The 13,435-nt window shown below is 69.6% G+C and carries 11 protein-coding genes; 6 read left to right on the forward strand and 5 right to left on the reverse strand.

Annotated elements, in window-relative coordinates:
• Both ACT89H_RS21305 and ACT89H_RS21310 read right to left on the reverse strand, forming a co-directional pair.
• A partial coding sequence (locus ACT89H_RS21305; RefSeq protein ID WP_445110396.1) for a condensation domain-containing protein occupies positions 1-1,434 on the reverse strand: 1,434 nt, incomplete at its 3' end.
• A gap of 464 nt (positions 1,435-1,898) precedes the next feature.
• Positions 1,899-2,642: a TVP38/TMEM64 family protein gene (locus tag ACT89H_RS21310; RefSeq protein WP_445110648.1), complete on the reverse strand. Its 744-nt coding sequence runs from the start codon at positions 2,640-2,642 to the stop codon at positions 1,899-1,901.
• Positions 2,643-2,894: 252 nt separating this feature from the next.
• Between ACT89H_RS21310 and ACT89H_RS21315 the strand changes: the two genes are divergently transcribed.
• Genes ACT89H_RS21315 through meaB form a run of 3 tightly spaced genes read left to right on the forward strand, consistent with a single transcriptional unit; the run spans position 2,895 to position 8,124 of the window.
• Positions 2,895-4,751 carry a methylmalonyl-CoA mutase family protein gene (locus ACT89H_RS21315; RefSeq protein ID WP_445110397.1) on the forward strand — a complete coding sequence of 619 codons (1,857 nt, stop codon included), beginning with the start codon at positions 2,895-2,897 and terminating at the stop codon, positions 4,749-4,751.
• The gene (scpA, locus tag ACT89H_RS21320; protein WP_445110398.1) at positions 4,751-7,030 is read left to right on the forward strand and encodes a methylmalonyl-CoA mutase; all 2,280 of its coding nucleotides are present in this window, start codon (positions 4,751-4,753) and stop codon (positions 7,028-7,030) included. Before ACT89H_RS21315 ends, scpA begins: the two co-directional genes overlap by 1 nt.
• Entirely contained in the window at positions 7,027-8,124 is a 1,098-nt protein-coding gene (meaB, locus tag ACT89H_RS21325) for a methylmalonyl Co-A mutase-associated GTPase MeaB (protein WP_445110399.1), read from the forward strand. Before scpA ends, meaB begins: the two co-directional genes overlap by 4 nt.
• 104 nt (positions 8,125-8,228) lie before the next feature.
• Here the strand turns inward: meaB and ACT89H_RS21330 are convergent, their stop codons facing one another.
• Positions 8,229-8,372, reverse strand: coding sequence for a hypothetical protein (locus tag ACT89H_RS21330; protein ID WP_445110400.1), 144 nt, complete (start codon positions 8,370-8,372; stop codon positions 8,229-8,231).
• On the reverse strand, positions 8,369-9,421 hold the full coding sequence (locus tag ACT89H_RS21335; protein WP_445110401.1) for a nucleoside hydrolase: 1,053 nt from the start codon (positions 9,419-9,421) through the stop codon (positions 8,369-8,371). Before ACT89H_RS21335 ends, ACT89H_RS21330 begins: the two co-directional genes overlap by 4 nt.
• A gap of 117 nt (positions 9,422-9,538) precedes the next feature.
• Here ACT89H_RS21335 and ACT89H_RS21340 point away from each other — a divergent pair, with 117 nt between their 5' ends.
• Complete coding sequence (locus ACT89H_RS21340; protein ID WP_445110402.1) at positions 9,539-10,114, forward strand: TetR/AcrR family transcriptional regulator; 576 nt, start codon at positions 9,539-9,541, stop codon at positions 10,112-10,114.
• Positions 10,115-10,193: 79 nt separating this feature from the next.
• On the opposite strand, the gene ACT89H_RS21345 is transcribed toward ACT89H_RS21340, so the two are convergent.
• Positions 10,194-11,534, reverse strand: coding sequence for a CoA transferase (locus ACT89H_RS21345; protein WP_445110403.1), 1,341 nt, complete (start codon positions 11,532-11,534; stop codon positions 10,194-10,196).
• Between the two features lie 394 nt (positions 11,535-11,928).
• Between ACT89H_RS21345 and ACT89H_RS21350 the strand changes: the two genes are divergently transcribed.
• Both ACT89H_RS21350 and ACT89H_RS21355 read left to right on the forward strand, forming a co-directional pair.
• Positions 11,929-12,471, forward strand: a complete 543-nt coding sequence (locus ACT89H_RS21350; protein ID WP_445110404.1) for a hypothetical protein — start codon at positions 11,929-11,931, stop codon at positions 12,469-12,471.
• Between the two features lie 200 nt (positions 12,472-12,671).
• Positions 12,672-13,430, forward strand: coding sequence for a thioesterase II family protein (locus tag ACT89H_RS21355; protein WP_445110405.1), 759 nt, complete (start codon positions 12,672-12,674; stop codon positions 13,428-13,430).
• Positions 13,431-13,435: the final 5 nt, after the last annotated feature.

Genomic DNA, 13,435 nt, shown 5'->3' on the forward strand with positions numbered 1-13,435 from the left:
AAGATCCGCCAGCGCGTCCCGCCAGTACGCGAGGTTGTCTCGGCGCCTCCGGATCCGGGCCGCCTCGCGAGCGCTGCTGGGGTGGATCCGCCCGAGGTCGGTGTCCGGCGCGGCGGCGGCGAACGCGTCGAGGAACGCTGTGAACTTGCTGTGGTGCGCGGAGAGTTCGGTGTCGGTGTAGCGGTTGGGATTGGCCAGGAAGTGGAGGATCGTCCGGGGCGGCTCCCCGGTCTGATACAGGTTGACCAGCAGATCCTCGACCGGCCCGGAGCTGAGGATATGGAAGTCCCCGATCAGATCGCCGAAGCGGATCTTCTGGGGAAAGAACATGACGTTCACCATCGGGCCCGCGAACCGCCGCAGCCCGCGGGATCCGGTGGCGGCGCGAATGTCGGCGAGGCCGCACCGCTGGTGCCGCAACGCGCCGACCAAGTCCGACTGCACCCGCCGTACCAGCGTCGCGACCGTGTCCCCCGCGCCGAGTGTGAGCGGAAGCGGCGCGAGGTTGACGAACACCCCGCCGGACCGGCGCAGCACGGCCGTGGTCCGGCCCGAGACGGGAATATCGACGAGCACCTCGTCCCGGCCGGTCATCCGCGCCAGATAACATCCGAACGCGGCGATCACCACCGCCGCCGGGCTGGCGTTCTGTGCTTTCGCGGAGTCCGCGATCCGCCCCACGAGATCCGTCGGCAGTTCGGCGATCGCGACCACGCTGTCCGCGCACGGCGGCGCGTAGCCGGTGGCCAGGCTGGATTCGTCGTCGGCGACGCCGGCGAGTTTCTGCACCCAATAGGCCTCGTCGTCGGCGAACCGCTTCGATTCCCGATAAGCGCGGTCGGCCTCGTACAGTGTGCGAAGGTCCGCCGCCCGGTTCGGCTCCGGTGGCCGGCCCTGCACGGCGGCCGTATACAACTCCGCGAGCCGGTTCAGCATCGTCATCGCGGCATAGCCGTCCAATGCGACGTGATGGATTCTGCTGTACAGCAAGTAATGTCGATCCCCGACCTGCAAAAGTGCCGATGCGATCAGCCGGTCTCGAGTCATATCCAGTGGTGCGGTGTATTCGTCGCGCATCCACTGCAATGCCGCCGCCATGGGATCGGGTTCGGTGCGCATATCGAGCACCGGCCCGGTGGAATGCAGCGACGGGTCGAACAGTTGATGCGGGCTACCGTCCACCTCTACCAGTCGCAAATATCCCGACTGGAACTCGTGGCCCGCTCGAATCATCATCTGACGCAGGAGTTCGCGATTCGGGTCCCCGTGGAACTCGACGTACTGCGCCTCGCATATCGGAACGTCCGGACTCAGTCGTTGCGCCAGCCACAGCCCCCGCTGTCCGGCCGACAGCGGTACAGGCTCTGGTGGCGACACTTCCGGTACAGCGTTCGATTTCGCGTAGGGGTCGAACTGCGGTCGCGGAACGGTCATCACCTAGCCTCCAGACCCCGACCGAATTCAGTCTAAGCCGACCGGTTCGTTCGCGTACACCCAAACGGTGAGAAATAATTGCCGAATTGACGACAGCGATAACCGGGGCGCGTTAGTTCCTCGGTGGAGATTCGCGCGGTGCGATACTGCGCCGAACAGTAAGGCAGCGGCTCGATTCGGCGGGCGGCGCCGGCACCGAGTGAGCTGCGATTCGGATAAGACGCAGCCCCGAGATGAATAGGCTGTCTGGATATCTCTTTTGTCTCGATTTTCGGTCCGGCGTATTTTTATTGAACCGCGGACGGGTCTGTGTCGTAGCGGTCGTCCGCGGTGGCCCGGCCGGATACGCCGGGCCGCGCCGCGGTGATTTCATTGCTGGACTCGGCGCGGTCGAAATCGGCTGACGCCCAGGGCATCAGCGGCAGCTGCGTGCCGAGGTGACGGGGTGCCGCTGCCCGCCGCGGTTATCGGCGACGGGGCCGTGTGGACGTGATCGCCGTAGCGACGGAATCGGCAGCGCGTTGGTCGGCGGCCGGGACGGGCTCCACGGTGTCCACCGGGGCGGGGACCGCCGTCGTCCATCGCGCGTCGACCACCAGACCGGCCAGGCCCACCGCGAGGCAGACGCCGGACAGCGCGAGCATTGCCGGATGGGTCGTGCCGGTGAGCGCGTCGCCGAGGATGACGGTGCCGACCGTGCCGGGCAGTACGCCGAGCACTGTGGCGATCAGATAGGGCCAGAACCGGATCGAGGACAATCCGCAGGAATAGTTGATCACCGAGAACGGCACCGCCGCGATGAGCCGCAGTGAGCCGACCGCCAGCCAGCCCCGCCGCGCGAGACGCTCGTCGATCGCGCGCACCGCGGGGTGGGTGAGCCGGGCCGCGACCTGATTGCGATCGAGCGCGCGGATGAGCAGGATCGCCAGTGCCGCGCTGACGGTCGTCGCGCCCACCGCCAGCGTGACGCCCAACAGCGGGCCGAACAGCAGTCCGGCGCTGACGGTGAACACGGTGCGCGGGATCGGTGCAACCGTCACCACGGCGTGGACCAGGAAGAACAGCAGTGGAAAGACCGGGCCCACGGACGTCGCCCAGTCCTGCACCTGGCGGGGCGACGGCAGCGGAACCAACAGCGCGGCGCCGAACAGAGCCACCGCGCCGACGACGAGCGCGACGATCCGCGGGTCGCGGATCAGCCTGGCCACGACTGCGCCGCGCCGACGCCCGGCGGCGTCGGGCGGGTTGGTGCTGCGCTCTGTCACGGGCGGCTCTGTCACGGGCGACAGGTTACCGGTTGGTAGTGGCGGGCAGCGTGAACCGGCCCGGAATGCGCCCGCTAGCATCGGTGGGAGAGGGACGAATGACCGTTAACCGAAGTAGTCGCTGAGCTGGGCGAATGTGAGGGTTCGGGCGCGCACTGGCGGTGCGCCCGTGGTGAGGAAGAGGAACAGCAAGCTATGCCGATTGCTTCAGATCCCGGGACCGACCCGGTGCCCGAATACGGCGCATGGCGCAAGGGCGTTGCGGGGGTGCTGGCGAAGGCTCGCCGCGTCGACGTCGGCGAACTTCCCGAGGAGCCCGAGCGGCTGCTCGACGAGACCACCTATGACGGATTGACCATTGCCCCGCTCTACACCCGGCGCGACGAGCTGCCGGAACATCCCCTGCCGGGAACTTTTCCCTTCGTTCGCGGCCGGGACGCCACCCGTGATGTGCACCGGGGCTGGTTTGTCAGCGCGCGATTCGGCCGGTCCGACGCCGCGGCGGCGAACCGCGAAATCCTGGCCGCACTGGAGAACGGGATCAGCGCGATCTGGCTCGGCGTGGGCGAGCGCGGCGTGCCGGTGCCGGATCTGCCGACCGCTCTGACCGGCCTGCTGTTCGAACTGGCCCCCCTCACGCTGGACGCGGGCGGCGACGTCACCGACGCGGCCGCACAGGTGTTCACGGTGCTCGACGGCTACGCCGCCGAGACGCGCGAAGACATTCGGATCAACCTCGGCGCCGCACCGTTGACCAGCCGCTTCGCCGACCTCGCCGACATCGGCCCCGCCGCTGCCGTCGCGCTCGCCGAACGGGCGGCGCAGCGGCGGGAGACGGTGCGCGCGATCACCGTGGACGGCACCGTCTTCCATGATGCCGGCGCCTCCGACGCCCAGGAACTGGGCGCGGCCGTCGCCGCGGGACTGGCCTACCTCCGGTCGCTGACCGAGAGCCTCGACATCGCCGACGCGCTGGGACAACTGGAGTTCCGGTTCGCCGCCACCGATGATCAGTTCGCCACCATCGCGAAGTTCCGTGCCGCCAGGCAGCTGTGGGCGCGGGTCGCGCAGGTATGCGGCGCACCGGATTTCGGCGGCGCGCCGCAGCACGCGGTCACCTCGGCCGCCATGATGAGTCAGCGCGATCCCTGGGTGAATATGCTGCGCACCACGCTCGCCGCGTTCGGTGCGGGCATCGGCGGCGCCGACACGGTGACCGTGCTGCCGTTCGACTCCGCTCTGCCGCCCGGTGAGCTCGGCGTGTCGCAGTCGTTCGCTGATCGGATGGCCCGCAACACCCAGCTGCTGCTGCTCGAGGAATCGCACCTCGGCCACGTGCTCGACCCTGGTGCGGGCTCCTGGTTCGTCGAGGATCTCACCGCCGCGCTGGCCGCGAAGGCGTGGGAGTTCCTCCAGGAGATCGAGGCGGCCGGTGGCTACCTCGCCGCGCTGGAGTCCGGACTGCTCGCCGAGCGCGTCGCCGAGACGAAGACCGCTCGCGACACCGATGTCGCTCACCGCAAGACCGCCGTCACCGGCGTGAACGAATTCCCGAATCTGGCCGAGCAGCCGCTGTCGGAGGCGGCGCGGCAGGCGGGCCGAGTGGCCCGCTACGGCGCCGCGTTCGAGCAGTTGCGCAACCGCTCCGACGCCTACCTCGCCGCACACGGAACGCGGCCGAAAGCGCTGCTGGTGCGCCTCGGTTCGGTGGCCGAGCACAACGTGCGGGTCACCTTCACCGCGAACCTGCTGGCTTCGGGCGGTATCGAGTCGATCGATCCCGGGCCGCTCACGGTGGACCGAATCGCCGCGGCGGCCACCGAAGCGGGGGCGCCGATCGCCGTGCTGTGCGGCTCGGACACACGGTACGGGTCCGAAGCCGGTGCGGCGGTACAGCAACTGCGTGCCGCCGGCGTGCCCACCGTGCTGGTGGCCGGCGCGGCGAAGGCCGTCGCCGATCTGGACGACGCGCGGCGCCCGGACGGATTCCTCGCCGCGCGCATCGACGCCGTCGCCACGCTGTCCGGCCTGCTGGAGAAGGTGGGAGCCTGATGACTACTCGTGAGATCAAGCACGTGATCGGCAGTTTCGCCGACGTGCCGCTGGCCGAGGGCGCGCCGGAGCCCGCCGCGGTCGACGCGGCGCAGGTGACGGAGTACGTGCGCGCGGCCGCGGCGGCCAACCGCTACGCCCCCGAGCAGCTGGTGTGGTCGACGCCCGAAGGCATCGACGTGCCGCCGGTGTTCACCAAGGCCGACCGGGACGCGATCGCGGCCGAGGGGTATCCGCTCGACAGCGTGCCCGGTGTCGCGCCGTTCGTGCGCGGACCGTACCCGACGATGTACGTCAACCAGCCGTGGACCATCCGCCAATACGCGGGTTTCTCCACCGCCGCGGACTCCAATGCCTTCTACCGGCGCAATCTGCAGGCGGGCCAGAAGGGTCTGTCGGTCGCGTTCGACTTGGCGACCCACCGCGGGTACGACTCCGATCATCCCCGGGTACAGGGTGACGTCGGCATGGCGGGCGTCGCCATCGACTCGATCCTGGACATGCGCGAGCTGTTCGACCACATCCCGCTGGACCAGGTCAGCGTCTCGATGACGATGAACGGCGCGGTGCTGCCGATCCTGGCGCTGTACGTCGTGGCCGCCGAGGAGCAAGGCGTCGCGCCCGAGCAGCTGGCCGGAACCATTCAGAACGACATTCTGAAGGAGTTCATGGTCCGCAACACCTACATCTACCCGCCGAAGCCCTCGATGCGGATCATCTCCGACATCTTCGCCTACACCAGCGCGAAGATGCCGAAGTTCAACTCGATCTCCATTTCCGGCTACCACATCCAGGAAGCGGGCGCGACCGCCGACCTGGAGCTGGCCTACACCCTCGCCGACGGTGTCGAGTACATCCGGGCGGGCATCGACGCGGGCATGGAGGTCGACAAGTTCGCGCCGCGGCTGTCGTTCTTCTGGGCCATCGGCATGAACTTCTTCATGGAGGTCGCCAAGCTGCGCGCCGGTCGCCTGCTGTGGAGCGAGCTGGTCGCGAAGTTCAACCCGAAGAGCACGAAATCGCTGTCGCTGCGCACCCATTCGCAGACTTCCGGCTGGTCGCTCACCGCGCAGGACGCCTACAACAATGTCGCGCGCACCTGCATCGAGGCGATGGCCGCCACCCAGGGCCACACCCAGTCGCTGCACACCAACGCGCTCGACGAGGCGCTGGCGCTGCCCACGGACTTCTCCGCCCGCATCGCCCGCAACACCCAGCTGCTGATCCAGCAGGAGTCGCGCACCACCCGCCCGATCGACCCGTGGGGCGGCTCGTACTACGTCGAGTGGCTCACCCACCAGCTGGCCGACCGCGCCCGCGCGCACATCGCGGAGGTCGAGGCGCACGGCGGCATGGCGCAGGCGATCGGCGAAGGCATTCCGAAGCTGCGCATCGAGGAAGCCGCCGCGCGCACCCAGGCGCGTATCGACACCGGCCAGCAGCCGGTGATCGGCGTCAACAAGTACCAGGTGGAAGAGGACCAGCAGGTCGAGGTGCTCAAGGTCGAGAACTCGCGGGTGCGCGCCGAGCAGATCGAGAAGCTCGAGCGGCTGCGCGCCGAGCGCGACCCCGACGCGGTGCGGCGGGCGCTGGCCGAATTGACCCGTGCCGCGGCCTCTTCCGAGGGGGGCATGGCGAACAACCTGCTCGCGCTGGCGATCGATGCCGCGCGGGCCAAGGCCACCGTCGGCGAGATCTCCGATGCGCTGGAGCAGGTGTACGGTCGCCACCAGGCGGAGATCCGTACGCTCTCCGGTGTGTACCGCGACGAGGCAGGGAAGGTCACCAACATCACCAAGGCGAGTGGGCTGGTCGAGGAATTCGCCGAGGCCGAGGGCCGCAGGCCGCGCATCCTCGTCGCGAAGATGGGCCAGGACGGCCACGACCGGGGACAGAAGGTGATCGCCACGGCCTTCGCCGACCTCGGCTTCGACGTCGACGTGGGCCCGCTGTTCCAGACCCCGGAAGAGGTGGCGCAGCAGGCGGCGGACAACGACGTGCACGTCGTCGGGGTGTCGTCGCTGGCGGCGGGCCACCTCACGCTGGTGCCGGCCCTGCGGCAGGCACTGGCCGATGTCGGACGCCCCGACATCATGGTCATCGTCGGCGGTGTCATCCCGCCCGGTGACTTCGAGGAGCTCTACCAGGCGGGCGCGGCGGCGATCTTCCCGCCCGGCACGGTGATCGCGGACGCGGCGATCGACCTGCTGAAGAAGCTCGGCGCCGAACTCGGTCACGAACTCGGCAGCGGCGCCGCGGATTCCGCCGCGACGGAATGAGCGAAGCGGGTTCCCCGGCGCGCGACACCTCGAAGGTGGCCGCGCGCCGGGCGATCGACGTCGACGCCCTCGCCGCGGCGGTCCGCGCCGACGAGCGGTCCGCTCTGGCGCGGGCGATCACGTTGGTGGAGTCCACCAGGGCCGATCACCGCGCGCTGGCGCAGCAACTGCTGCTGAAGCTGACGCCGGAGGCGGGCGCGGGAGGCACGCCGTCCAACCGGGTCGGCATCACGGGTGTTCCGGGTGTCGGCAAGTCGACCTTCATCGACGCGCTCGGCATGTATCTGATCGAGCGGGGGCACCGGGTCGCGGTGCTCGCGGTCGACCCGTCGTCCACCAGGACCGGCGGTTCCATCCTCGGTGACAAGACCAGGATGGCGCGGCTGTCGGTGCAGCGGGACGCCTACATCCGGCCGTCGCCGACGGCGGGTACCCTCGGCGGTGTCGCCAAGGCGACGCGCGAGACCATCGTGCTGCTCGAGGCGGCGGGATACGACGTGATCCTGGTGGAGACCGTCGGGGTGGGCCAGTCGGAGGTCACCGTCGCGAACATGGTCGACGTGTTCTGCTTTCTGACCCTCGCCAGAACCGGTGATCAGCTGCAAGGCATCAAGAAGGGTGTGCTCGAACTCGCCGATCTGGTCGCGGTGAACAAGGCCGACGGCAAACACGAGGTCGAGGCCAGATCCGCCGCCCGGGAACTGGCGGGCGCGCTGCGCCTGATCCATCCGCGCGACGCGCTGTGGCGGCCGCCGGTGCTGACCATGAGCGGTTTGGAAGGCATTGGCCTGGACCGCTTCTGGGACACCGTGCTGGAACATCGTCGGGTGCTCACCGACGCGGGGGAGTTCGCCGAGAAACGCCGTCGCCAGCAGGTGGACTGGACCTGGACCATGGTGCACGACCAGCTGCTACGCAGGCTGGCGGACAACCCGGAGGTGAAAGCCATTCGGGCGCAAGTGGAAAAGCAGGTCCGTGACGGCACCCTCACCGCCGCGCTCGCCGCCGAGGAACTGCTGAACGCGTTCGACCGGCCGCTGCGGCCGGATCCCGATCCGGCGCCCCACCGTCGGGGTCAACGGCCGTTCAGCTGAATCCGCGCCACCACGGGCGGTGAACGCGCGAACGCCGAAGTCGCGCAGCGTCTTCACACGGACCTGCTCGTCGGCGTGCTAGGTGATCGGCCAAGTGTGGCCGATCAGCGGCCCGCCGAGTCGAAGTACGCCCACACCTTCCGCAGGACCCGGTCGGGCACGAAATGCGTATGGACATCGATGATTGCGGGCAGCGCGAGCCGGTTGCGGAATCCGGACAGGTGCGTCGTTTCGTCGGCGTCGCTCATCGCAGCTCCTGCGCCGCGGGCGGACGCACCGTGAACGCGAGGTCGCCGACCCGCGCGATGAGTCGCTCGAAGAACAACTCCTGGTCGGTGCCGATCACGATCTCGGCGTTGGGTTCCCGGCCCCACATGCCCGTCCAGTCGGCGACCGTGGTCGCGCGAGTGATGGTGCCCGCCAGTTCCACATCCACCGTCGCCGGGCGGGTGCGGGCCAGCGCCGGGTCCAGCGCTACCGCGGCCGCGAACGGATCGTGCATGTGGGCCAGATAGCCCAAATCGTAACCGTGGTGGAAATCGAAGTAGAACCGCACGGCATCGGTGACGTACCGGACGATCGGATTGCTCGCCACCGAACGGGCCTCGGGCGGATCGGCAGGCGAGACGACCTCCACCGGATGGCTCTTCGCGCGATCGGCGATGCGGACCAGGTGCTCGGGCCGCATCTCGATGGTCTCGGTGATGTCGAGCGCGCACACGATCGGCCTGCGGTGGGCGGGTGCCGCGGCGAACGCGTCGAAAACCTCTTTGGCCGCCTCCGGGTCGACGTGCACGTTCCACTCGTTGGTCGGTGTCGTGTTGCCCGGGTGGTTGAACGCGCCGCCCATGATCACCAGGCGGTTCAGCAACAGCGGCAGCTCGGGTTCGATCCGCACGGCGAGCGCGAGGTTGGTCAGCGGCCCGGTGCACAGGCCGACGATCTCGCCGGGATGAGCGCGCACCAGTTCGGCCCACATCTGCGCGGCCGATCGCGGCGAGAGGTGGCGAGCCGACGCGGGGAGTTCGGCGTATCCGATGCCGTGGGGTCCGTGCGTGTCCTCGGTGGTGCGCAGCGGGATGGCGAGTGGTTCGGCGGCGCCGAGCGCCACTTCGATGTCCGGCGCGTGGCAGACATCCAGCCAGGCCAGATTGTTCGCGGCCACCTGCGCCGCCGGAACGTTGCCTGCGGTGGCGGCGATTCCGATGATTTCGGCCTCGGGAGAGCCGAGCAGGTACAGCAGCGCGAGCGAATCGTCGATGCCCGTGTCGACGTCCAGGATGATCTTCTGCCGCACGGGACGAGACTAGCGAGCCGGGGTGCCGGGGCGACGCCCAGGGCTCGGTGGCTCGGTGATCGCAGGCGGTAGTACATACGTCTAGTACATATGTCTTAGACGTTGTAGCCTCGGTTCATGGGTAATCGCGAGGATCTGCTGGCGGGAGCACGAAAAGTCATCATCGAGCGGGGCGTCGCCAAGGCGACGGCCCGCGACATCGCCTCGGCGGCCGGGGTGAGCCTGGCTGCGATCGGATACCACTTCGGCTCCAAGGACCAGTTGATCACCGAGGCACTGGCCGACTCCCTGGGCACCGCGATCGGCGACAGCATGGAACAGAAGATTCGCGAGGGCAGTGGCGTCGAGCCGCTGACGGCGTTCGCCGCGATGTGGAACGGCATGCCCGCGGTGTTCGCCGAGAATCGCGACAACATGGTGGCGAGCATGGAGAACCTGATCCGCGTCGCCCGCTCGCCGGAGTCACAGAAGTTCTACGCGCAGGCTTTGCCCGGGGCCTACCGGGAGATGGCGGACGTGCTGCGGCAGACGCATCCGCGGCTGAGCCGAGATCAAGCCGAGGCGATCGCCGAACTGTATTTCGTGCTCGTCCAGGGCTTGGGCGTGCTGCGAACGATCGCTCCGGAGGCTGACCTCCCGGACGGCGACCGCCTGGCGCAGGCGGTCGCCGCACTGGCCGGAACCGAGGATTAGTCACCCGCTCGAGCGGCGGGATTCGGCGCGAGCGCACCGCGACCACCCCGAACGAATTCACGGCGCCCCAGCGGGAAGGTCAGTGCGCCGGCAGTGGCCAGGCGGGACGATCCGCGCCGTAGGCGGGCGCGGGCCAGGGGTAATCCGGGTATTCGGCGAGGACCGGCGGCGCGGTGACGACCTCCCCGTGCCGGACGACCTGCGCCGCGCTCGGCGCCGCGGCCCCGGCATGACGCGGTGTGCGGTCCGGAGCGCCGAGCAGCCAGGACGCGGTACGGGCCAGAGCCACCCGCACATCCCGTCCGACGCCGTCGCCGGCACGCGCGACCAAGGCGTCGATCACCCCCGCCGCGAGCAGATAACCCGACGCGTGGTCGAGTGCCTGCGCGGGCAGCGCCCCGGGTACGGAGGGCGCGCCCTCCAGGATCGAGATGCCGGATGCGGCCTGCACGATGCTGTCGAAGCCACGCCGCTCACCCCACGGACCGGTCTCACCCCAGGCGGACACCCGACCGTGGATCAGCCCGGGACGGGCGGCTGCCCGCACCCCGGCGCGCTCGAGCGCGCCCGGCCGGTATCCGGTGATCAGCACGTCGGCGGCGGCGACCAGGTCATCGATGCCCCGGGTGCGCAGATCGACGAATGTCGAGCGCTTGCCCTGACAGGTGTCGGCGAATTGCCAGGGGATCTCGGGCAGTTGCGGCGGGTCGACCCGCAAGACGTCGGCGCCGAGCAGGGCCAGCGCCCGTGTCGCGACCGGGCCCGCGATCACCCGGGTCAGATCGAGCACGCGCAAGCCCCGCAGCGGCTGCAAAGGTGCGGCGCCCGCCGGTAATCCGGCTTTCCCCCGATCGGCGCGCGGGTCGACCGCGACCACCGGACCCGCCGCCGCGGCCTGTCCCTCCCGGCTCGCGGTCCATTCGTCCTCGGTGCGGACGCGGACGGCGATGGCTCCGTGCGCGGCCGCCTGGTCCTCCAGGTCCGAGGCGCGGATCATGGCCATCTGGGCGACGGCGACGTCGACGGGAGCGGACTCGGGCAGGCCGAGTGTGGCGAGCAGCCGCGCCCGATGATGCGGATAGTTGGCGTGGGTGCGAACCCATCCGTCGAAGGTCGGGAAGAAGCCGGAGAGCTCGGCCAGTGGTGTCGGCTGCCGGCCGCCGACCCGTAACAGTCGCTCGCTGGAGAAGGACGCGGTGATGCGGGCCGGGTCGATGCGATGCGCCACCGGGTCGAGACCACGCGCGGTTCGCATGCGGTTCGCGGCGGCGGTGAACGCCGCGACCGAACCGGCGGCAAGGGCCCAGACCGGCAATGTCGCGGCGAGATTGCCGCACGGGTCTGGCGCGGGCGAGATGGGCGAGGCGGTGACACCGATACCCGCCTCGTAGTCCTGGACGAGCCGTGCGTGCGTGTTCACTCGCTTCAGCCTAATGGGTGCCGTCGGACGTAGTCCGTCGTCAGTCTGCGCATGGCCGGAGCGAAGGCGGAGGTACGCCTAATAGGTGCGGTCGGACGTAGTCCGTCGTCAGTCTGCGCATGGCCGGAGCGAAGGCGGAGGTACGCCTAATAGGTGCGGTCGGACGTAGTCCGTCGTCAGGAAAAAGGCTGCCCGAGTGGACTTCTCGCCAGTGAGGATAGTGGCGGAAGCCGACACCGGAACTATTGGCCAGGATGTCCACATGCTGCACCGCAGCAACCGGCGCGGGGACGCCGCGCCGATCCGATGACCTGCCCGTCGCGCGGGCAGAGGGGCAGAACATGGCCGGCCGCACGAACCGCCGCGCGGTGGCCATAGGTGAGGTCGATCGACGATGACGGACGTCTACGCCGGAAGTGCGGAGTACACGGTGCCTGTGATCAGGAAGAAGCCGAATCCACCCGCCCGGGACCGGGTTCCGGTCTTCGGCATCGACCTGCGGCCGCGCACGGCTCTGCTGCCGGACCAGGTTCGCCGTGCGCCGATCGCACTCGACTACGAGCTGCTGGCCGTGCAGGACGCCCAGAACGCCGGGTACCTGCGGGAGATCCAGGACCTCGCCGCCGAGCGCGCCGCACTCGGGACCGCTGGTCACGACCAGGCGATGCGCTTGCGCGTGGAGCAGCTCGAGGCGGCGCTCGCGGCGGCGAGGACGGACGCGGTCGCGGCGGGAGTCGCCGCGAGCGACGTCGATCGTGCGGTGGAGTACGGCCGCGCCGGCGCCTACTGGGCCGACCGTCCTGCGCACCGCTACCTCGGCCGGATCGCTCAGCTGACCGACGAGATGAGCTCTCGTCTCAGGGAACTGGCCGACTACCGGCAGCGGATCGCCGAGCTCGAACAGCGGCTCGCACGGACCACCCTCGGCGAGGCCTGAGCCGTCCGTCGCGCCCCGGGGGCCGTACCCGCCAGGCGTACGGCGATCCTGCATCGGTGCAGGAGGTTTTCAGACTGTCGGTGTCGAGGGTCGGGACGCGTTCCGCATCGGCTGAGTCGCGGGGTCCGGCGGCCGAGGGCGACTACCGTGGTCTGGTGCGGCCGCCCGGCGCGACCGGCGACGGAGAAGGGAGATCGAACGTGGCAGGCGGTATCACCGACTCGCGGTGGTTGCGGACGCTGCGATCCGACGTGGTCGTGCGGCATCATCTGCTGTGCTTCCCGCCGGGCGGCGGCTCGGCCACGGCCTACCGTGACCTCGCACAGCGGTTCGGGCCGGGTGTCGCGGTCTTCGCGGTGCAGTATCCCGGGCGGCAGGACCGGTTGGGCGAGGACCTGATCACCGACCTGGTCGTCCTGGCGGACCGAATCGCGCGAGAGGTGCTCGCGCACGGTGAGGTCGCGCCGCTGTCCTTGTTCGGGCACAGCATGGGCGCGACCGTGGCGTTCGAGACCGCCCGTAGGCTCGAGCGCGCCGGGCAGCGGGTGACCACCCTGTTCGTATCCGGTCGTCCGGCACCCACATTCGAGGAGACGCAGCGGCTGCACCTGGCCTCCGACGACGCACTCATCGATGAACTCGTGCGGCTGGCCTCCGATCCCGCTGCGCCGCGGATGCTGCGCGCCGAGCCGGGCCTGGCCGAACTCGTGCTGCCCGCCGTGCGCGCGGATTACCGAGCGGTCGAGACCTACCGCTATCAGCCGGGAGAACCGCTGCACGCGGACATCGCGGCGCTGGTCAGCACCGAGGACCCGACGATGCGACCCGAACAGGCCGACGAATGGCGAGCGCACACCAGCGGCGGATTCGACCGCGCGACGTTCCCCGGCGGGCATTTCTACCTGGACGAGCACCATGCGCGGGTCGCGGGTTTCGTGGAGCGCCACCTCGGCGATTGAGCCCG

The sequence above is a fragment of the Nocardia aegles genome (assembly GCF_052545135.1).